Raw genomic sequence first — 18593 nt, 5'->3', positions numbered from 1 at the left:
CTAGGCGGTCACCTCCACCACTTGGAATGCTTCTACAACATCTCCCTCTTGGAAGGCGTCAAAGCCCTCGAGGCCAAGCCCACACTCGTACCCCTGGGCCACCTCGCGCACGTCCTCCTTGAAGCGCTTGAGGCTTGCCATGCGGCCTCGCCAAATCTCCTGCCCCTGGCGCAGGAGGCGGACCTCGGCGCTCCTCAGAAGCTTGCCCTGGGTAACCATGCACCCCGCCACCTGCTTGCCCGTGGGCAGGCGGAAGACGGCCCGCACCTCGGCCCGGCCCAGGATCTCCTCCTTGTACTTTGGCTCCCTCTTTCCCTGGACCATGCTCCGCACCTCGTCGATGAGGTCGTAGATGATGCGGAAGGTCTTGAGGAGGACGCCCCTCTCCTCGGCCTTCTTCCTCACCGATCCAGGGGGGTTGACCCCGAAGGCCAGGATGGCCGCCCCGGCCGTCTGGGCCAGGAGGACGTCGGACTCGGTAGGGGCCCCCACCTGGGCCAGGAGGACGTGGATCTCCACCTCGCCCGTGCCCTCCCGGGCCAGAATGTGCTGGATAGCCTCCAGGGAGCCCTGGGTGTCCGCCCGCAGGATGAGGTTGACCTCCTTCTTGCCCTCCTCCTGGAGGGCCCGGAGGAGGTCGGCCATGGTCTTGGGGCGGCGCTCCTTCTCCGCCTCCTCCTCGGCCCTCCGCTCCTCCCTGCGCTCCTCGGCGATCTCCTTGGCGGCCTCCAGGTCCGGCACCCACTCCACCACATCCCCCGCATGGGGCAGTTCCTGGAAGCCCAGGACCTGGACCGCGCTCCCCGGCCCCGCCTCCTTGCGCTGGTTGCCCTCGGCGTCCATCATGGCCCGGATGCGCCCAAAGACCTCCCCGGCCACCACGTGGTCCCCCACGCGGAAGGTCCCCTCCTGGACCAGCATGTTGGCGACAATCCCCGCCTGCTTGTCCAGCTTGGACTCCAGGATCACCCCTTTGGGCTCGGCCCCTGGGTCCGCCCGGTAGTCCTCCAGCTCGGCGAGGAGGAGGATCATGTCCAGGAGGTCCCCCACCCCTTGGCCCGTCTTGGCGCTCACGGGTACGAGGATGGCCTCCCCTCCGTACTCTTCAGGGACGAAGCCCCGTTCCATCAGCTGCCGCTTCACCCTTTCGGGGTCGGCCTGGGGTAGGTCCATCTTGTTGAGGGCGAAGAGGAGCTTGGCCCCCGCGGCCTTGGCGTGGGCGATGGCCTCCTCCGTCTGGGGCATGACGCCGTCATCGGCGGCGATCACGATCACCGCGATGTCCGCCACCCTGGCTCCCCGCTGCCTTATGGTGGTGAAGGCCTCGTGCCCCGGGGTGTCGATGAAGACCACGGTGCCCCCTGGGGTCTTCACCTCAAAGGCTCCCACGTGCTGGGTGATCCCCCCGGCCTCCTTTTCGGCGATGCGGCTTTTGCGCAGGTAATCCAGGAGGGTGGTCTTTCCGTGGTCCACGTGGCCCATGATGACCACCACAGGAGGCCTCCTGGGGAGGCGCTTTCGCCGCTCCTCCTCCGCCAGCCTCTCCTCTAGACCCCGCTGCTCCTTGATGAGTTCCCGCACCGCTTCCGCGTCCTCCTCAGAGAGGGTGGAGGCGTGGGACTTGTAGGCCACCCCCATCTGGTCCAGGACCTCCAGGAGCTCCTCATTCTTCATGCCCAGCTCCTTAGCCAGCTGGTAGATGCGTATCTTGGCCATCCTTACCTCCTAAGTGGGCCAAAAGTGCTCCCGCGAGGGCTTTGGCGCGGGCTCCGGCCAGGCGCCGAAGCTTTTTTTCCTTCCAGCATTCCGGGTTGTCGGGGCAGACGTAGGCCCCCCGGCCGGGGAGCTTCCCCGTGGGGTCCAGAAGGAAGCCCTCGCCTTTGAGGAGCACCCGGAGAAGCTCCCCCTTGGGCCGCCTTCTGCGGCAGGCGACGCACATGCGTAGGGGGATGTGTTTCATGGCTAGAGATCCCGGAAGAGCCGCTCAAACTCCTCCTTAGCCCGGCTCTTCTCCGCCTCCTCCTGGGCTGCCCGGCGGATGGCCTCGTCCAGGTCGGAGATCTCCGCCTCCTCAAAGTGGATGTCGTAGCCGGCGAGCCTGGAGGCCAGGCGCACGTTCTGCCCGCCGGTGCCGATGGCCAGGGAGTGCTGGTCCTTGGTCACCTTGACCCGGGCCTTCTTGGCCTCGAGGTCCAGCTCAATGGAGCCCACCTGGGCGGGGGAGAGGGCGTTCCTTATGAACTCCTTGGGGTCCTTGGACCAGAGGATGATGTCCACCTTCTCCCGCCCCAGCTCGGCGGAGACCGCCTGGATCCTCTGGCCTTTGTGCCCGATGCAGGCCCCGATGGGATCCACGTTGGGGTTGTGGCTCGTGACCGCAACCTTGCTGCGGCGGCCCGGCTCGCGGGCGATGGCCTTCACCTCCACGATCCCCTCGGCGATCTCCGGCACCTCCTGCTTGAGGAGGTGCTCCAGGAGCTTCTCGTGAGCCCGGCTAACGATCAAGGAGGGGCCCTTGGCGGAGCGGTCCACCTTCTTCAGGTAGACCTTGAGGCGCTGGCCGGGGTAGTAGCGCTCCGTGGGGATCTGCTCGCTCTTGGGCAAGTAGGCCTCGCCCCGGCCCAGGTCCACGAAGACGTTGCCCCGGTTGTCCACCCGGGTCACCACCCCGGTGAGGACCTGGGCTTCCTTGTCCTTGTACTCGTTGTAGATGCGGTTGCGCTCGGATTCCTTCAGGCGTTGGGTGAGGATCTGGCGCAGGTCCTGGATGGCCACCCGGGAGAGGCCCTCGGGGTCAATGGGGAACTCCATCTCGTCCCCCACCTGGACCTCGGGGTCGTACTGGAGGGCCTCGGAGAGGGCGATCTCCTTGTCGGGGTCCTCCACCTTCTCCACCACCCGGCGGACCTCCACCATCTCGATCCGCCCGGTCTGGGGGTCAATGTAGACGTCCACCTCGGGGCCCTTGCCCTCCTCGATCTCCTCCTTCCGGTAGCCCTTTTGCCTTTTGATGTAGGCCTTGCGCAGGGCCTCCTTGAAGGCCTCGAGGACCTCCTCGGTGGTCACCCCGCGCTCCAAGGCGAGGTGCTGCAAGGCTTCTATGAAATCCCGGTTCATCCCTCCTCCTATCTGGGCTCCTCGGGCCACTCGGCAAGGGTGGCGCGGAAGGTGCCCAGGGTAAGGCGCCTTTCCTCGGGCCCCACTTGGAAGACCACCTCCTCCCCCTCCACCCGGAGGATGCGCCCCACAAAGCCCTCCGGGCCCGGCACTTTGGCCCTTAGGCCCTGGAAGCGCTCAAAGTGGCGGCGGGTGAAGAGGGGCCTTTTGGGGCCGGGGGACTCCACCAGAAGCCGGTAGCTCCCCGGGATGGGGTCCTCCCGGTCCAACGCGGCCTCAATGTGGCGGCTTGCCCGCTCCAGATCGGCCACGCGGATGGGCTTTTCGTCCTTGCGCTCAAGCCGCACCAGCACCTCCCCCGGGGCCTCCTTGACCTCCAGGACCTCGAGGTCCAAGGGGGCCACCGCCTCTTCCACAAGCCGCCAAAGGTCCACGGGCACCTCCCAAGCCTCCCTTCACAAAGGAAGGGTGGGTGTAAACCCACCCCCCTCCCTTGGGAGCACTGGCCCTAGTGTACACCCAAGGGGGCCTTGACTACAAGGCCTTTAGCCTGATACGCTCAAGGTTGCCGGTCCGAGCCCGGCTAAGGACATGGGGGTGAACGGTCTCGACAGGGGTCGCCAAAGGCAGGGCTGCGCGCCGAGGTGCGGGTGGCCTCGCCAAAACCCGCAAAAGGACAAAGGCCAACAAGCCTGCTTACGCCCTCGCGGCCTAACGCCCGCGACCCCGCCCGGTAGCCCCGCCGGGGGCTCACCGGAAGCGGGGACACAAACCCGGCTAGCCTGGGGCCACGCCTCCTAACCCCAGGCGAACCCCAAGGAGGCTTGCCCTTGGCCGCCCGTCCGCGGGCCAAGCCAGGGGGACACCCCAAACGCGGACTACGCGCGTAGAGGCCCGCTGTAGGGACCTTTGGACGGGGGTTCGACTCCCCCCACCTCCACCAGATAGGGGTGCCGAGAGGCACCCCTTTCCTCTTCCCCACATGTGCGGTGGCGGTGCGGCAAAGGCTGCGCCGTGCCTGCCCGAAGCGCCAAAGCGCCCCTTGGGGATGGGGGCCAAGGGGGAGGGGCACTTAGTGTTCCACTCCCACACTTCGCCCCTTCTAGACCGGGTAAAATACCCTTGGTGCCTTTGGCACCTCCTTCGGGGCGGGGTGGAAGTCCCCACCGGCGGTGAAAGCCCGCGAAGCCCCCCTGGGGGCCCGATCCGGTGGAATTCCGGGGCCGACGGTGAAAGTCCGGATGGGAGAAGGAGGGCGTTTGCGCGACCTAGACGAGCGTTTCCTGCGAAGAGCCCTGCAGCTGGCCGAGAGGGCCAGGGGCCACACCCACCCCAACCCCCTGGTGGGGGCGGTGGTGGTGCGGGAGGGGCGGATCGTGGGGGAGGGGCATCACCCCAGGGCGGGGGCCCCCCACGCCGAGGTCCTGGCCCTGGAGGAGGCGGGGGAGAGGGCCCGGGGGGCTACCCTTTACGTGACCCTCGAGCCCTGCGACCACTTTGGCCGCACCCCTCCCTGCTCCCTGGCCTTGGTCCAGGCGGGCGTGGCCCGGGTGGTCCTGGCGGCCCGGGACCCGAACCCCCTGGCCCAAGGAGGGGCGGAAAGGCTCCGGCAGGCGGGGGTAGAGGTGGAGGCCGGGCTTTTGGAGGAGGAGGCCAGGGAACAGAACGAGGTTTTCTTCTTCGCCCAGAAGAAGGGCCGCCCCTTCGTCCTCCTCAAGGCAGCCCTCACCCTGGACGGGAAGGTGGCCACCCTTTCTGGGGACGCCCGCTGGGTGTCCTCGGAGGCGAGCCGCCGGGTGGCCCAGGCCTACCGGCAGTGGCTCCCCGCGGTGGTTGTGGGGGTGGGCACGGTCCTGAAGGACGACCCGGCCCTCACCGTGCGGAACCCCGACTTCCGCCCCTTCCCCCTGATGCTAGAGCCCCCGCCCCTCCGGGACCCCCTCAAGGTGGTCCTGGACACCGAGGCCCGCACACCCCCCTCGGCCCGCCTCTTCCGGGAAGGCCCCCGGGGGGAGGCGGCCCGGGTCCTGGTCCTGGTGGGAGAAGGGGCCCCGAAGGCGCGGGTGGAGGCCCTCAAGGCCGCCGGGGCCCGGGTGGTGGCCCTTCCCCGGGAGGGGGGGTGGGTGAGCCCGGAAAGGGCCCTGGCCCTCCTCCTGGAAGAGGGGATTGACGGGGTCCTTTTGGAGGGGGGGCCAAGGCTTGCCGCCGCCTTCCTGGAGAGGGGGCTTGTGGACAAGCTTGCCCTCTTCCTGGCCCCCAAGCTCGTAGGGGAGGGAAGGGGGCTTCTGGAGGGGTTTGGCGTGGAGCGGATGGCCGAGGCCTTAAGGCTTCGCCTCCACCGCCGGGAGTGGCTGGGGGAGGACCTGTGGCTAGAGGCCTACCTGGAGGCGTGATGTTCACGGGGCTGGTGGAGGAGACGGGGGAGATCCTGGAGGTTCGGGAAGGCCCCTTCCTGGGGGTAAGGATCCTGGCCAAGAAGGTCCTGGAGGACCTTAGGGTGGGGGACTCCGTGGCCGTGGACGGGGTCTGTCTCACCGCCGTCGCCGTGGACGGGGAAGGGTTTTGGGTGGAGCTAGCCCAGGAGACCCTGGGGCGCACCGCCCCCACCTGGCGGGTGGGCCACCGCCCCAACCTGGAAAGGGCCCTAAGGGTGGGGGACCGCCTGGGGGGGCACCTCGTCACCGGGCACGTGGACGGGGTGGCGGAGCTCGTGGGCATCCGGGAGGCCCCGGGGGCCAGGGATTACTTCTTCCGGCCCCCCAGGGAATACGCCCGCTACATCGCGGAAAAGGGAAGCGTAACCCTGAACGGGGTCTCCCTCACGGTGGCCGGGCTTGAGGGGGAGGCCTTCTTCGTGACCCTCATCCCCCACACCCTGGCCGTGACCAACCTGGGGGGGCTAAGGGTGGGGGACAGGGTGAACCTCGAGGTGGACCTCATCGCCCGGTATCTGGAGAGGCTTTTGGGGAGGGCTTGATGGAGGGGCTTGCGGGCGTCAAGGAGCTCCTGGAGGAACTCCGCCAGGGCCGTCCGGTGATCCTGGTGGACGACGAGGACCGGGAGAACGAGGGGGACCTCATCATGGCGGCGGAGCACGTCACCCCGGAGTGGGTGAACTTCATGCTCCGGGAGTGCCGGGGCCTCCTCTGCGTGGCCATGGCTGAGGAAAGGGCCCAGGCCCTGGACCTCCCCCTCATGGTGGCGAGGAACCAGGACCCCCAGGGCACCCGCTTCACCGTGAGCGTGGACGCCAGGGGCACCACCACCGGCATCTCCGCCTTTGAGCGGGCGGCCACCATCAGGCTCCTCGCCGACCCCGAGGTGGGGCCGCAGGACTTCCGCCGCCCGGGGCACATATTCCCCCTGGTGGCGTGGCCGGGCGGGGTCTTGCGCCGGGCGGGGCACACCGAGGCCACGGTGGACCTCCTGCGCCTTGCCGGCCTCACCCCGGTGGGGAGCCTCATTGAGATCCTCAAGGAGGACGGGACGATGGCCCGCCTCCCCGACCTCCTGGAGTTTGCAGGGAGGCATGGCCTCAAGGTGGGGACCATCGCCGACCTCATCCGCTACCGGCTTTTGAAGGGGGACCTCTACGTGCGCCGGGAGGCGGAGGCGAGCCTTCCCACCCGCTTCGGGGAGTTCCGCATCCTGGCCTACCGGGACGCCCTTACGGGAGGGGAGCACGCCGCCCTCGTCATGGGCTCTTGGGGGTCTGAGGAGCCTGTCCTCGTGCGCATGCACTCGGAGTGCCTCACCGGGGACGCCCTCCACTCCCTGAGGTGCGACTGCGGCTTCCAGCGGGACCTGGCCCTGGAACGCATCGCTCAGGAGCGGAAGGGGATCTTGGTCTACCTCAGGCAGGAGGGGCGGGGGATCGGCCTTGTGAACAAGATCCGGGCCTATCATCTCCAGGACCAGGGACTGGACACGGTGGAGGCCAACCTGGCCTTGGGCTTCCCCCCGGACCTCCGGGACTACGGGGTGGGAGCCCAGATCCTCTACGACCTGGGGGTCAGGAAGATGCGCCTCCTCACCAACAACCCCAGGAAGGTCAGGGCCCTTTCCGGCTTTGGTATAGAGATCGTGGAGCGCGTCCCTCTGAGGGCTGGGGACAACCCCTTCAACGAGCGCTACCTCCAGGCCAAGAGGGAGAAGCTGGGCCACTGGATGGACTGAGGCCATGGTGCGGAGCGTGTCTGGGATCCACCTCCTCAGGGCGCTTGTCCTTCTGGGCCTCCTCCTGGCCTTTCTGGACCCCCGCCTCTCCCTTCCAGGCCGGGTGGTCTACCTCCTGGACTTCTCCCCCTCCGCCCGGGAGAGCGTCTTCGCCTTGGCGGAAAACCTCCCCAGGGGCGCCAGCTACGTGGCCTTCGCCGAGCGGGCGGCCCCGATTGCCTCCCCCACGGCGAGAAGGCTGGACCTGGGGGAGGGGACGGACCTAAGGGCGGCCTTCCAGGAGGCCCTAAAGCTCAGGCCCAGCCGGGTGGTCCTGGTCTCCGATGGCCTCCTGGACCCCGTGCCCCCGCCCTTCCCCCTGGATGCCCTCTATGTGCCCCCCAGGCCCTACGTGGACCTGCGCCTGGTCCCGCCCCTTTACCCCCTTCTCGGGGAGACCGTGGCCGTAGGGGTGGTCCTCGAGGCCCCCCGCCCCACCGAGGCCCTCCTCCGGGTGGAAGGCCCTGCAGGGCCTTTGGAAAAGCGCCTTCTAGTGGAGGGGAGGCGGGTCCTCACCTACACCTTCCCCCTGGTGGAAAGCGCCGAGGTACGGGCGGTGGCCGAGGGGCCTTGGGGGAGGAGCGAGGCCGGGGTCCGTCTGAATCCCGCCGACCGCGCCAGGGCCTTGGTCCTGGGGGACCCGGCCCTAGCCCGTTACCTGGAGGCCCAGGGCTTCGCCGTGGAGGAGAGCCTCCAGCTCCCCCCTTCCCTTGAACAGCTGGACCTGGTGGCCGTGGGGGTGGGGGTGCTGGACCTCCCCCAAGGGGCCCCGGAGGCCCTGCGGGACTACCTGCGCCAAGGAGGGGGGCTGCTCTTCACCGCCACCCCCAAGGGCCTCTTCTTCGGAGGGTGGGACCGCGCCCTTCCGGAGGACCTCCCTTTGAAACCCTTAGGGCGCAAGGGGGCGGCCCTGGTCCTGGTCCTGGACGTCTCGGGGAGCATGGAGGGGGAGAAGCTCGCCATGGCGGTGACTGGGGCTTTGGAGCTCGTCAGGAGCGCCGCCCCCGAGGACTACCTGGGGGTGGTCCTCTTCAGCTCCGCCCCCCGCATCCTCTTCCCTCCGCGGCCCATGACCGAGCAGGGCAAGAGGGAGGCGGAAAGCCTCCTCCTCTCTCTCCGGGCAGGAGGGGGTACGGTGCTGGGCGGGGCCTTCCAGGAGGCCCTGAGGCTCTTGCAAGAGGTTCCCGTGGAGCGGAAGGCCATCCTGGTCCTCTCCGACGGGATCATCTTTGATCCCCCGGAGCCCATCCTCACCCTGGCCGAGACCTCGGGCGTAGAGGTGAGCACCCTGGCTCTGGGGGCGGATGCGGACGCCTCATTCCTGGAAGAGCTCGCCCGGAGGGGCGGGGGGCGGTTCTACCAGGCGGCCACCGCCGGTGAGCTCCCTAGGCTTTTCCTGAGGGAGGGGCAGGAGATCTTCCAAGGGGAGGGCCTGGAGGGGCGCTTCCCCGCGGAGGCCCTTCCCCATCCCCTAACCCAGGGCTTCGCCTTTCCCTCCCTCCGCGTCCTCCTCCCCGCCAGGGCGGAGCCTTGGGCCGAGGTCCTCCTCCAAAGCGAGGAGCGGGTGGTGCTGGCCTTGGGGGAGCGGGGGGAGGGGAGGGTGGCCGCCCTGGCCACGGATCTCTCCCGCTCCTGGAGGGACTGGGAGGAGGCGGCTCCTTTTCTTGGCGGGCTCGCCCGCTATCTGGCGGGGACCCGCCAGGCCCTGGCCCTCCACGCCTACCCCCAGGGGGAGGAGGTGCGGGTGGTGGTTCTGGGGAGGCTGGAGGCCCCGCTGGCCCTAGCGGGGGGCAAGGAGATTCCCCTGCTTCCCACGGGTCCCCTGAGCCACGAGGTGTTCTTGCGGGAGGAGGGGGTGTTGTTGGACGGGAAACGGCGCCTGCCCCTTGCCCTTCCCCTCCCCGGGGAGTGGAGCCCCCGGGACGGGGAGGCCGTCCTCAGGGCCCTGGCCGAGGGGAGCGGGGGCAGGCTCCTCAGCTTAGGGGAACTTCCGGAGAGGGCCTCCGCTCCCCTCTCCCTTAGGCCCTACCTCCTGGCCTTGGCCCTCCTCCTCTTCCTCCTAGAGCGGCTCCTGGAGGCCCGAGCCCATGGGGCCACAACCCCAAGGCCTTTGGGAGGTTAGCCCGCTGCCTCCTACGCCACCCCTGCCCTCTCCGGAGGACCTGGTCCGCCTCCCGACCTGTCCTTGAGGCCCTCAGGGCCCGCCCCGGCCCAACCGGTAGTACTCGGGGTTGGGTTTCCAGCCCAGGGCGTTGGCCAGGCGGTTGGTGAAGTTGAACATGGCCGCCACCTGGGCCGCCTCGAGGATGGCCTCATCGCATAGGCCAGCCGCCCGCAAGGGGACCAGGTCCTCCTCCCCCAAGGTCCAGGAGGGGCCGGTGACCTTCACCGCAAAGTCCAAAAGGGCCCTCTCCCGAGGGCTCAAGGGGGCCCGGCGGTAGTTGGCGGCCAGGACCTCGGGGAGGGTTTCGTCCCCGCTGACCTCCCGCAGGTAGGCGGAGTGGCTCGCCAGGCAGTACTCGCAGCGGTTCTCCGCCGAGACCACCACCGCAATCATCTCCCGCTCCTTGCGGGAGAGGTAGCCCTCGGAGCGCATGAGGAAGTCGTAGTAGCGGAACCAACGCAGGAAGTGTTCGGGGAGGAGGGCGAAGGCCCGGGCCACGTTGGGCACCAGCCCGGTCTTTTCCCGGAACTTGCCGAAAAGGGCCCGGACCTCTTCGGGAAGGCTTTCCTCTGCGGGGACCCTAAGCCAGGCGATCCTTTCGGCTTCTACCGTTTCCATGCTCAAACCCCTTCCTGGGCCCGCCAGCGCTCGGGCACCCTCCGCCTCAGAAAGTCCACCACCTCCTGGGTGCTGGTGCCAGGGCCAAAGACGGCGGCCACCCCCAGCGCCTTCAGCTTGGGCACGTCCTCATCGGGGATGATCCCTCCGCCGAAGAGGAGGATGTCCGAGGCCCCCTGCTCCTCTAGGAGGCGCTTCACCTCCCGGAAGTAGTGCATGTGGGCCCCAGAGAGGATGGAAAGCCCGATGGCGTCCACGTCCTCCTGGATGGCGGCGGAGACGATCATCTCCGGGGTCTGCCGGAGCCCAGTGTAGATGACCTCCATCCCTGCGTCCCGGAGGGCGCGGGCCACGACCTTGGCCCCCCGGTCGTGGCCGTCTAACCCCGGCTTGGCGATGAGGACCCGAATGCGCCTGTCCATTGCCGCCATTCTATACCCTTAGACGTAGGCCGGCTCCTGGTAGGTGCCGTAGACCTCCCGCAGGACGTCCATCATCTCCCCCAGGGTGCAGTAGGCCAGGGCGCACTCCACGAAGTGGGGCATGGTGTTCTGGCCCTCTTTGGCCGCCCGGTGAAGCCCCTCCAGGGCCTCGGCCACCCGCCTCGAGTCCCGCTCCCGGCGCACCTGGGCGAGCCTCTCCGCCTGCACCCTTTCCACCTCGGGGTCCACCAGCTGGATGGGCACCTTGAGGGGGATCTCGTCGGTGAAGGCGTTCACCCCCACGATGATCCGCTCCTTGCGCTCCACCTCCTGCTGGTAGCGGTAGCTGGCCTCGGCTAGCTCCCGGAGGAAGTACCCCTCCTCGATGGCCCGCACCACGCCCCCCATGCGGCGGATCTCCCCGATGATGGCCATGGCCTGGCGCTCCATCTCGTCGGTGAGCCACTCCACGTAGTAGCTCCCCGCCAGGGGGTCTATGGTGTGGGTGACCCCGGTCTCGTAGGCGATGATCTGCTGGGTCCTTAGGGCAATGGTGGCGCTCTCCTCCGTGGGCAGTGCCAGGGCCTCGTCGTAGGCGTCGGTGTGGAGGCTGTTGGTGCCCCCAAGGACCGCCGCCAAGGCCTGGATGGCCACCCGGGCGATGTTGTTCAGGGGTTGCTGGGCGGTGAGGGAGGCCCCGGCGGTCTGGGCGTGGGTGCGGAGGGCCCAGCTCTGGGGGTTCTTGGCCCCGTAGCGGTGGCGCATCTCCTTGGCCCAGATGCGCCGGGCCGCCCGGAACTTGGCGATCTCCTCAAAGAAGTCGTTGTGGACGTCAAAGAAGAAGCTGATCCTGGGGGCGAACTCGTCGATGTCCAGGCCCCGCTTGAGGGCGGCTTCCACGTACTCAAAGCCGTCGGCCAGGGTCCAGGCCAGCTCCTGGACCGCCGTGGAGCCCGCCTCCCGGATGTGGTAGCCCGAGACGGAGATGAAGTTCCACTTGGGGACGTTCTTGGGCCCCCACTCAAAGGTGTCGATGACCAGCTTCACGCTGGGCTCGGGGGGGAAAATGTACTCCTTCTGGGCGATGAACTCCTTGAGGATGTCGTTCTGGATGGTCCCCCCAAGCCTCTTCCAGTCGTAGCCCCTTTTCTTGGCCACCGCCAGGTACATGGCCCAGATGGCGTTGGCGGGGGAGTTGATGGTCATGGAGGTGGTGACCTCCTCGAGGTTGATGCCGTCAAAGAGGATCTCCATATCCGCCAGGCTGCTCACGGCCACCCCGCACTTCCCCACCTCGCCCTTGGCGAGGGGGTGGTCGGAGTCGTAGCCCATGAGGGTGGGGAGGTCAAAGGCCACGGAAAGCCCCGTCTGCCCCGCCTGGAGGAGCTTCTTGAAGCGCGCGTTGGTCTGCTCCGCGGTGCCGAAGCCCGCGAACATGCGCATGGTCCAGAGCTTGGACCGGTACATGGACCCGTAAACCCCCCGGGTGTAGGGGTACTCCCCGGGGAAGCCCCGCTTCTCCCCGTACTCCGGGTCCAGGACCCCGATGTCCTCGGGGGTGTAGAGGGGTTCGGGGGCGATGTCCGAGAGGGTGCGGTGGGCCACGGGCCTCTCCGGCATCTTTTCCAGGCTCTTCTGGTAGGTCTCCCTGAGCCAGTCGTGCTTCTTCCGCATGGGCCCTCCTTTGCCCTCCAGTTTACGCTTTTTTGCCGAGTGGGAAAAGTGCGTTAGGTTTTGCGCTCGCTCTCCGGCTCCACGTGGATGGTGACGCTAAGCCCGGGAAGCTCCTCCTCCAAGGCCCTTTCCAGGCGGTCGCAAAGGCCATGGGCCTCGGCCACGGAGAGGCTTCCCGGCACCACCAGGTGGAACTCCAAGAAGGCCCGGTACCCCGCCTTGCGGGTCCTAAGGTCGTGGACCTCGAGGGCCCTTCCGCCAAGCTCCCGGGCGATGATCGCTTGGATCTTGGCCACCTCCTCCGGGGAAAGGCCTTCGTCCAGAAGCCCCCCAAGGGACTCCCGCACCAGGCGGAAGCCCATGAGGAGGATGTTCCCCGCCACCAGGAGGGCCAGGAGGGGGTCCAGGATCCAAAACCCCGTCAGGGAGGCCAGGCCCAGCCCCAGGAGGACGCCCAAGGAGGTGAGGACATCGCTTAGGACGTGGTAGCCGTCGGCGGTGAGGGCGGGGGAGCGGAGGCGCCTGCCCTCGGCTAGGAGGTGGTAGGCCAGGAGCCCGTTCAAAAGGGAGGCCAGGAGGTTGAGCAGAAGCCCCCGGCCTAGGCCCTCCAAGGGGGTGGGGTGGAGGAGGCGGGGCAGGGCCTCCCGGACGATAAGGAGGGCGGCCAGGACCACCAGGACCCCCTCCAGCACCGCGGAGAGGTACTCCGCCTTGGTGTGGCCGAAGGGGTGGGTGGCGTCGGGGGGCGGCGGGCGAAGCGGATGGCGAGGAGGGCCATGAGGGCCGCGGCCACGTTCAGGGTGGACTCGAGGGCATCGGAGAGCAGGGCCACCGAACCGGTGAGGAGGTAGGCCAGGAGCTTGAGCCCCAGGACGACGAGGGCCACGAGCAGGCTGGTCCGCGCGGCCCTTTCGGCCACCTACGCCCCTTCCAAGGCCTCTTCCTGGGCTTCCCGCTTGGGCTTCATCAGGGGGAAGAGGAGGACGTCCCTCAGGGAGGGCTGGTCGGTGAGGAGCATGGCCAGGCGGTCTATCCCCAGGCCCAGGCCCGCCGCCGGGGGCATGCCGTGCTCCAGGGCCAGGAGGAAGTCCTCGTCGGGCTCCGGAGCCTCCTCGTCCCCTTCCTTGCGCCTTCTCGCCTGCTCCAGGAACCGCGCCCTCTGGTCCAGGGGATCGTTGAGCTCGGAGTAGGCCGGGGCGAGCTCCATCCCCCCGGCGAAGAGGTCCCAGCGCTCCGCGAGGCCGGGCCTCTCCCGGTGGCGCTTGGCCAGGGGGCTGATGGCCAGGGGGAAGTCGAAGACGAAGGTGGGGTCCTGGAGCTCGGGCTCCACGTAGAGGCCGAAGAGCTTGTCCAGGAGCTTGTAGCTCGGCACCTGGGCGAGCTCGGGATGGCGGGCGTCGGCCCAGAGGCGGAGCCTCTCCAGGTCCAAAGGGTCAAAGGGTAGGCCCGCCCTTTCCCTCAGGGTCTCCACGAAGGAGAGGCGGCGGAAGGGGGGCTTGAAGTTGAGGAGGCGGCCCCCGTAGGGAACCTCGTAGCCCCCGAAGAGGTGGAGGACGAGGCCGGAGAGGAGCTCCTCCACCAGAAGGGCCATGTCCTGGTAGTCGGCGTAGGCCCAGTAGGCCTCCAGCATGGTGAACTCGGGGTTGTGGTTGTGGTCCATCCCCTCGTTGCGGAAGACCCGGCCTATCTCAAAGACCTTTTCGTACCCCCCCACCAGGAGGCGCTTCAGGTGGAGCTCCAGGGAGATGCGCAGGTAGAACTCGTCGTTCAGGGCGTGGTGATGGGTCTTGAAGGGGCGGGCCTCGGCCCCCCCGGTGGTGGCCTGGAGGATGGGGGTTTCCACCTCCAAAAACCCCTTCTCCTCAAAGAAGCGCCGGATGTAGCGCACCATCTCCGAGCGCCTCCTGAAGACCTCCCGCACCTCGGGGCTGACGATCAAGTCCAGGTAGCGCTGGCGGTAGCGCACCTCCTTGTCCTTGAGGCCGTGCCACTTGTCGGGGAGGGGGCGGAGGCTTTTCGCCAGGGGGGTCCAGGAGAGGACCTTGACCGTGACCTCCCCGGTCTTGGTGGTGAAGGGGGTGCCCCTCACCCCCAGGAGGTCTCCCACGTCCAGCTTTTTCAAAAGCTCGTAGCCCGGGGTGAGGTCCTTCTGGAAGTAGAGTTGGATCCTGCCCGTTTCGTCCAGGATGTGGGCGAAGGTGATCTTGCCCATGCGCCTTAGGGCCGTCACCCTGCCCGCCAGGGCCACCTCCTCGGGCCACTCCGTCTCCGGGGGGGCCCCGGCCTTGGCCTTGAGGATCTCCCCGGCGCTGTGGGTCTTGGGGAAGCGGTAGGGGTAGGGGGCAAAGCCCGCCTCCACCAGGGCTTCCAGGTTGAGAAGGCGTTGGCGCGTCTGCTCGCTCATCCGTGGACCGCCACCACCCGGAACTCCTTCCTGCCCCTGGGGGTCTCCAAGGAGAGGACGTCCCCCATCCGGTGGCCCAGGAGGGCCTTGCCCATGGGGGAGGCGTCGGAGATCTTCATGGGGGTTTCCAGGACGCTGGCCTCGGCGGGGGAGACCACCTGGACCTCGAGGCGCTCCCCCGTGGCGGGGTCCTCCAGCTCCACCACCGAGCCCAGGCCGATGACCTCGCCCGAGCCCTCCTCGAGGATCACCGCGCGGGACAGGACGTCCTCGAGGCTGTCGATCCGGGCCTCGATCCGGGCCTTCTCCTGTTTGGCCGCCTCTAGCCCCGAGTCGTCGTAGTCGTCGCTGGACTCCATCAGCTCCTGCAGGATCTTGGTGGCCTCCTGCAGGCGCTCCCTTTCCTGCTCCAGTTGCCTCATGAGCCGCTCGTAGCCGGCCTTGGTCAGCTTCACTTCGCGCGCCATAGCTCACCTCGTAAGTCATGGAGGCCGGCCAAAGCCGACCTCCTTGGCCCAAGGGCCTCCTTCTCAGGTAAGTATACCCCGAAGGAGGATTCCCCTCAAACGCTCGGGCTCGGCGTGGCCGGCGCAGGAGGCGGTGTCCCGGCAGAGGAGGAGGTAGCGGAGGTGGGTCTCCTTGCCCCCCACCGGGTGGCGGAAGAAGCCCAAGGCGCTCCCCGAGAGGTGGCGGCGGCAGGCCTCGCACACCTGGGGGCCGACCACGGGCCCGGGGAGGGGCTCGAGGGCCAGGCGGAGCTCAGGGGGGCCTTTTTCCGCGATCACCACCCGCCCCTCCTCGTCCCGGTAGTAGAGGATCTCCCCCAGGGGGAGGAGGTCAGGGGAGGTGCCTGGAAAGAGCTCCAGGATCAACTCCCTTTCTTCGTAGTCCATGCCCTTAGCTTAGCCCAAGCCGGGAGAGGAAGGGGGGAAGGAAGAGGTAGAGGCCGGTGAGGAGGGCCAGGAGGCTGGCCAGGAGGACGGCGGCCGCAGCGGTGTCCTTGGCCCGCTTGGCCAGGGGGTGGTAGACGGGGCTCGCCAGGTCGGTGAGGGCCTCGAGGGCGGTGTTCAGGAGCTCCAGGGAGAGGACCAGGGCGATGAGGAGGAGGACGGGCACCAGGCTCACCCCTAGCCATAGGGCGAGGAGGAGGGCGAAAAGGCCCAGGTAGGCCTCGAGGCGGAAGTTCCGCTGCACCCGCCAGGCGTAGGCCAGGCCCTCAAGGGCGTAGGCGAAGGAGCGCACCAGCCCCTTCACAGGGCGAGGATCCTCTCTTGGACTTGGCGGAAGCCTTCCCAACCCTCCTCCCTCCCGTGGTCGTGGCCCAGGAGGTGCCAAAGCCCGTGGGCCGCCAGGACCAGGACCTCCTCCTCCAGGGAAGCCCCCCGGGCCTCCGCCTGGCGCTGGGCGGTGTCCAGGCTGATCCAGATGTCCCCCAGATGCGGGGGCACGAAGGGGTCCCCGGGCTCGTAATGGGGGAAGGAGAGGACGTCCGTGGCCTCATCCTCCCCCCACCAGGCCCGCTTCAGGGCCCTCAGGCGGCGGTCTCCCGTGAGGATCACCGTGACCGCCTTGTCCCCCACCCCAAGCTCGTCCATGAGGGCGGCGAGGGCCCGCCGGAGCCGGGGGACCAGGCCCCTCTTGGGGCGCTTATGGGCCAGGACCACCACCAAGCTCGGCCTCCTCGTAGGCCTTGATGATGCGGGCCACCAGGGGGTGGCGGACCACGTCGGACTCCTTGAAGTAGATGAAGGCGATGCCCTCGATCCCCTTCAGGATGCGGGTGGCCTCGATGAGGCCCGACTTTTGGTGCTTGGGCAGGTCGATCTGGGTCACGTCCCCTGTGATGACCATCTTGGAGCTGAAGCCCATCCGGGTGAGGAACATCTTCATCTGCTCCGGCGTAGTGTTTTGGGCTTCATCCAAGATGATGAAGGCATCGTTGAGGGTGCGGCCTCTCATGAAGGCCAGAGGGGCCACCTCAATGATGCCGGACTGGAGGTACTGCTCAAAGCGCTCAGCGTCGATCATGTCAAAGAGGGCGTCGTAGAGGGGCCTGAGGTAGGGGTCCACCTTGGCCTGGATGTCCCCCGGCAAAAACCCCAGCTTCTCCCCCGCCTCCACCGCAGGCCGGGTGAGGACAATGCGCTTCGCCTTGCGGGCGCGGAGGTGGCTCACGGCCATGGCCACGGCCAGGTAGGTCTTGCCCGTCCCGGCGGGGCCGATGCCGAAGGTGATGTCGTGCTTAGCGATGGCCTCCACGTAGCGCCTCTGCCCCGGGGTCTTGGGGCGGAGGCGCCCGGGGAGGCTTAGCTCCGCCTCCGGGGTGGTGGCCTGATAGAGGCCCTGCCCCTCCTGGGCCAGGGCCACCGCCTGCTCCAGGGTGGGCTCGTCCAGCTCCGCCCCCTGGCGGAGGAGGGCCAGGAGGTCCCGCACCGCCCGCTCGGCTACCGCCACCGCCTCGGGCTCCCCGGAAAGCTCCACCTGGTCCCCCCGCACCACCAGCCTGAGGTTTTCGCCGAAGGCTTCTCGGAGGAGGGCGCGGAGCTTCTTCAGGTTCTTGTCCGCCTGGCCCAAAAAGGCCAGGGTCTCCTCGGGCCTGAAGGGGATCAAAAGCCTTTGGGCCGCTTCAGGATCTCGTGCCATATCACCCCTTTCAACAGGCTCTCCCGGTCAGCGGCCACCAGCCGCCGGGGTTTTCTTTGCAGAAGGGGCGTCTCTTTCTCCACCTCCTCCCGGAAGCGCACCTCGAGGGGGACCCTTTCAAGGGAGGGGCGCTGTTCGGGGCCCCTCGCCTCCGGCCTTTGCTGGGGAAGGGGGGCGGGTGGGGATTTGGGCCGGGGTTTGGGCCTGGCCTTGGGCCTGGGTTCGGGAGGAGGCTCGGGGGGGGGTGGCTCCTCGGGGAAGACCGGGGGCGTAGGGGTGGGACGGCGGCTTAGACCCTGGAGGATGGGGATGATGACGAAGAAGAGGAGGAAGAGGAGGCCCAAGAGGTCGCCTAGGCTCATTCCTCACCCACGGGCCTGGCCGCCCGGCTGATGGACTCCCGCATGTCGGTGTCCGCCTCGATGTTCTTCAAGCGGTAGTACTCCATGACCCCCAGGTTGCCTGTCTTCAGGGCCTCCGCTAGGGCTTGGGGCACCTGGGCCTGGGCCTCCACCAGCTTGGCCCGCATGGCCTCCACCAGGGCCCGGTTCTCCTGCTCCGCGGCCACGGCCATGGCCCGCCGCTCCTCCGCCTTGGCCTGGGCGATCTTCTTGTCGGCCTCCGCCTGGTCGATCTGGAGCTGGGCCCCGATGTTCTTGCCCACGTCCACGTCGGCGATGTCCACGGAGAGAATCTCAAAGGCGGTGCCCGCGTCCAAGCCCTTTTCCAAGACGGTCTTGGAGATGCGGTCGGGGTTTTCCAGAACCTCCTTATGGGAGGTGGAGGAGCCGATGGTGGTCACGATGCCTTCCCCCACCCGGGCGATGATGGTCTCCTCCCCGGCCCCGCCCACCAGGCGATCGATGTTGGCCCGGACCGTGACCCGGGCGGTGGCGAGGAGCTGGATCCCGTCCTTGGCCACCGCGGCCACCATGGGGGTCTGGATCACCTTGGGGTTCACGGAGACCCGGACCGCCTCCAGCACGTCCCGGCCCGCCAGGTCGATGGCCGCCGCCCGGTCAAAGGTGAGCCGGATGCCCGCCTTGTCGGCGGCGATGAGGGCGTCCACCACCCGGTCCACGTTGCCCCCCGCCAGGTAGTGGGCCTCGAGGCGGTCCAGGCGCACGTCCAATCCCGCCTTGGTGGCCTTGATCAGAGGGTAGATGATCTTGGCTGGGGGCACGCGCCGTAGGCGCATGGCCACCAGGGTGATGAGGGGCACCCGCACCCCCGCCGCCCAGGCGGAGATCCAGAGGCCCACCGGGATGAAGCTGAAGAAGAGGAAGACCAGGATAAGGACGACAAAAGCCAAAAAGAGTACGCCGATTCCTTCCAT

19 protein-coding genes, 1 other RNA gene, 1 pseudogene and 1 riboswitch are annotated in these 18593 nt (G+C 68.2%); of the genes and pseudogenes, 5 read left to right on the top strand and 16 right to left on the bottom strand.

All coding sequences use genetic code 11. The features are described 5' to 3' along the window. Genes infB through rimP form a run of 4 tightly spaced genes read right to left on the bottom strand, consistent with a single transcriptional unit; the run spans nt 1 to nt 3551 of the window. Nucleotides 1-1716, bottom strand: coding sequence for a translation initiation factor IF-2 (gene infB, locus ATI37_RS03335; protein WP_117237103.1), 1716 nt, complete (start codon nt 1714-1716; stop codon nt 1-3). Beyond that, nucleotides 1685-1960 carry a YlxR family protein gene (locus ATI37_RS03330; protein ID WP_117237102.1) on the bottom strand — a complete coding sequence of 92 codons (276 nt, stop codon included), beginning with the start codon at nt 1958-1960 and terminating at the stop codon, nt 1685-1687. Before ATI37_RS03330 ends, infB begins: the two co-directional genes overlap by 32 nt. A gap of 2 nt (nt 1961-1962) precedes the next feature. Then, the gene (nusA, locus tag ATI37_RS03325; RefSeq protein WP_117237101.1) at nt 1963-3117 is read right to left on the bottom strand and encodes a transcription termination factor NusA; all 1155 of its coding nucleotides are present in this window, start codon (nt 3115-3117) and stop codon (nt 1963-1965) included. Between the two features lie 8 nt (nt 3118-3125). Beyond that, nucleotides 3126-3551, bottom strand: coding sequence for a ribosome maturation factor RimP (gene rimP / locus ATI37_RS03320; RefSeq protein ID WP_117238498.1), 426 nt, complete (start codon nt 3549-3551; stop codon nt 3126-3128). Between the two features lie 159 nt (nt 3552-3710). Between rimP and ssrA the strand changes: the two genes are divergently transcribed. From ssrA to ATI37_RS03295, 5 genes are all read left to right on the top strand, one after another. Then, nucleotides 3711-4060: a transfer-messenger RNA gene (ssrA, locus tag ATI37_RS03315) on the top strand. Between the two features lie 192 nt (nt 4061-4252). Continuing rightward, nucleotides 4253-4374, top strand: a riboswitch (FMN riboswitch). A gap of 2 nt (nt 4375-4376) precedes the next feature. Next, nucleotides 4377-5510: a bifunctional diaminohydroxyphosphoribosylaminopyrimidine deaminase/5-amino-6-(5-phosphoribosylamino)uracil reductase RibD gene (gene ribD / locus ATI37_RS03310; protein WP_117237100.1), complete on the top strand. Its 1134-nt coding sequence runs from the start codon at nt 4377-4379 to the stop codon at nt 5508-5510. Continuing rightward, nucleotides 5510-6094, top strand: coding sequence for a riboflavin synthase (locus tag ATI37_RS03305; protein WP_117237099.1), 585 nt, complete (start codon nt 5510-5512; stop codon nt 6092-6094). Before ribD ends, ATI37_RS03305 begins: the two co-directional genes overlap by 1 nt. Beyond that, nucleotides 6094-7293, top strand: coding sequence for a bifunctional 3,4-dihydroxy-2-butanone-4-phosphate synthase/GTP cyclohydrolase II (locus tag ATI37_RS03300; RefSeq protein WP_117237098.1), 1200 nt, complete (start codon nt 6094-6096; stop codon nt 7291-7293). Before ATI37_RS03305 ends, ATI37_RS03300 begins: the two co-directional genes overlap by 1 nt. Before the next feature lie 4 nt (nt 7294-7297). Then, nucleotides 7298-9454 carry a VWA domain-containing protein gene (locus ATI37_RS03295; RefSeq protein WP_232822433.1) on the top strand — a complete coding sequence of 719 codons (2157 nt, stop codon included), beginning with the start codon at nt 7298-7300 and terminating at the stop codon, nt 9452-9454. A gap of 72 nt (nt 9455-9526) precedes the next feature. On the opposite strand, the gene ATI37_RS03290 is transcribed toward ATI37_RS03295, so the two are convergent. From ATI37_RS03290 to floA, 12 genes and pseudogenes are all read right to left on the bottom strand, one after another. Further along, nucleotides 9527-10114 carry a peroxidase-related enzyme gene (locus ATI37_RS03290; protein ID WP_117237097.1) on the bottom strand — a complete coding sequence of 196 codons (588 nt, stop codon included), beginning with the start codon at nt 10112-10114 and terminating at the stop codon, nt 9527-9529. Nucleotides 10115-10116: 2 nt separating this feature from the next. Continuing rightward, entirely contained in the window at nt 10117-10545 is a 429-nt protein-coding gene (locus ATI37_RS03285; protein ID WP_117237096.1) for a cobalamin B12-binding domain-containing protein, read from the bottom strand. A 9-nt stretch (nt 10546-10554) separates the two neighbouring features. Continuing rightward, entirely contained in the window at nt 10555-12210 is a 1656-nt protein-coding gene (locus tag ATI37_RS03280) for an acyl-CoA mutase large subunit family protein (RefSeq protein ID WP_117237095.1), read from the bottom strand. A 53-nt stretch (nt 12211-12263) separates the two neighbouring features. Next, nucleotides 12264-13129 (bottom strand): annotated as a pseudogene (locus tag ATI37_RS03275) (cation diffusion facilitator family transporter). Further along, the gene (lysS, locus tag ATI37_RS03270) at nt 13130-14614 is read right to left on the bottom strand and encodes a lysine--tRNA ligase (protein WP_117237094.1); all 1485 of its coding nucleotides are present in this window, start codon (nt 14612-14614) and stop codon (nt 13130-13132) included. After that, a complete protein-coding gene (locus tag ATI37_RS03265) occupies nt 14611-15081 on the bottom strand; it encodes a GreA/GreB family elongation factor (RefSeq protein ID WP_117237093.1) in 471 nt (156 codons plus the stop codon). The genes lysS and ATI37_RS03265 overlap by 4 nt, the downstream gene beginning before the upstream one ends. 63 nt (nt 15082-15144) lie before the next feature. Next, entirely contained in the window at nt 15145-15507 is a 363-nt protein-coding gene (locus tag ATI37_RS03260; protein ID WP_117237092.1) for a hypothetical protein, read from the bottom strand. A gap of 4 nt (nt 15508-15511) precedes the next feature. Next, the gene (locus ATI37_RS03255) at nt 15512-15910 is read right to left on the bottom strand and encodes a diacylglycerol kinase (protein WP_117237091.1); all 399 of its coding nucleotides are present in this window, start codon (nt 15908-15910) and stop codon (nt 15512-15514) included. Beyond that, nucleotides 15865-16284, bottom strand: a complete 420-nt coding sequence (ybeY, locus tag ATI37_RS03250) for an rRNA maturation RNase YbeY (protein WP_117237090.1) — start codon at nt 16282-16284, stop codon at nt 15865-15867. Before ybeY ends, ATI37_RS03255 begins: the two co-directional genes overlap by 46 nt. Next, nucleotides 16262-17257 (bottom strand): PhoH family protein, encoded by a 996-nt coding sequence (locus ATI37_RS03245; protein WP_117237089.1) that lies wholly within the window; start codon nt 17255-17257, stop codon nt 16262-16264. Before ATI37_RS03245 ends, ybeY begins: the two co-directional genes overlap by 23 nt. Beyond that, nucleotides 17221-17619 carry a hypothetical protein gene (locus tag ATI37_RS03240; RefSeq protein ID WP_117237088.1) on the bottom strand — a complete coding sequence of 133 codons (399 nt, stop codon included), beginning with the start codon at nt 17617-17619 and terminating at the stop codon, nt 17221-17223. The genes ATI37_RS03245 and ATI37_RS03240 overlap by 37 nt, the downstream gene beginning before the upstream one ends. After that, a complete protein-coding gene (floA, locus tag ATI37_RS03235) occupies nt 17616-18593 on the bottom strand; it encodes a flotillin-like protein FloA (protein WP_117237087.1) in 978 nt (325 codons plus the stop codon). The genes ATI37_RS03240 and floA overlap by 4 nt, the downstream gene beginning before the upstream one ends.

Origin of the sequence: Thermus sediminis, assembly GCF_003426945.1 — a bacterium.
GTDB lineage: Bacteria > Deinococcota > Deinococci > Deinococcales > Thermaceae > Thermus > Thermus sediminis.
The sequence above is the reverse complement of the archived record's forward strand: the minus strand, read 5'-3'. Positions and strand labels throughout refer to the sequence as shown.

What these genes read in the sequence shown, in the direction of transcription:
- infB (WP_117237103.1), bottom strand. Translation starts at nt 1,716, where the DNA reads ATGGCCAAGATACGCATCTACCAGCTGGCTAAGGAGCTGGGCATGAAG.
- ATI37_RS03330 (WP_117237102.1), bottom strand. Translation starts at nt 1,960, where the DNA reads ATGAAACACATCCCCCTACGCATGTGCGTCGCCTGCCGCAGAAGGCGG.
- nusA (WP_117237101.1), bottom strand. Translation starts at nt 3,117, where the DNA reads ATGAACCGGGATTTCATAGAAGCCTTGCAGCACCTCGCCTTGGAGCGC.
- ATI37_RS03305 (WP_117237099.1), top strand. Translation starts at nt 5,510, where the DNA reads ATGTTCACGGGGCTGGTGGAGGAGACGGGGGAGATCCTGGAGGTTCGG.
- ATI37_RS03300 (WP_117237098.1), top strand. Translation starts at nt 6,094, where the DNA reads ATGGAGGGGCTTGCGGGCGTCAAGGAGCTCCTGGAGGAACTCCGCCAG.
- ATI37_RS03295 (WP_232822433.1), top strand. Translation starts at nt 7,298, where the DNA reads ATGGTGCGGAGCGTGTCTGGGATCCACCTCCTCAGGGCGCTTGTCCTT.
- ATI37_RS03290 (WP_117237097.1), bottom strand. Translation starts at nt 10,114, where the DNA reads ATGGAAACGGTAGAAGCCGAAAGGATCGCCTGGCTTAGGGTCCCCGCA.
- ATI37_RS03285 (WP_117237096.1), bottom strand. Translation starts at nt 10,545, where the DNA reads ATGGCGGCAATGGACAGGCGCATTCGGGTCCTCATCGCCAAGCCGGGG.
- ATI37_RS03280 (WP_117237095.1), bottom strand. Translation starts at nt 12,210, where the DNA reads ATGCGGAAGAAGCACGACTGGCTCAGGGAGACCTACCAGAAGAGCCTG.
- lysS (WP_117237094.1), bottom strand. Translation starts at nt 14,614, where the DNA reads ATGAGCGAGCAGACGCGCCAACGCCTTCTCAACCTGGAAGCCCTGGTG.
- ATI37_RS03265 (WP_117237093.1), bottom strand. Translation starts at nt 15,081, where the DNA reads ATGGCGCGCGAAGTGAAGCTGACCAAGGCCGGCTACGAGCGGCTCATG.
- ATI37_RS03260 (WP_117237092.1), bottom strand. Translation starts at nt 15,507, where the DNA reads ATGGACTACGAAGAAAGGGAGTTGATCCTGGAGCTCTTTCCAGGCACC.
- ATI37_RS03245 (WP_117237089.1), bottom strand. Translation starts at nt 17,257, where the DNA reads ATGGCACGAGATCCTGAAGCGGCCCAAAGGCTTTTGATCCCCTTCAGG.
- ATI37_RS03240 (WP_117237088.1), bottom strand. Translation starts at nt 17,619, where the DNA reads ATGAGCCTAGGCGACCTCTTGGGCCTCCTCTTCCTCCTCTTCTTCGTC.
- floA (WP_117237087.1), bottom strand. Translation starts at nt 18,593, where the DNA reads ATGGAAGGAATCGGCGTACTCTTTTTGGCTTTTGTCGTCCTTATCCTG.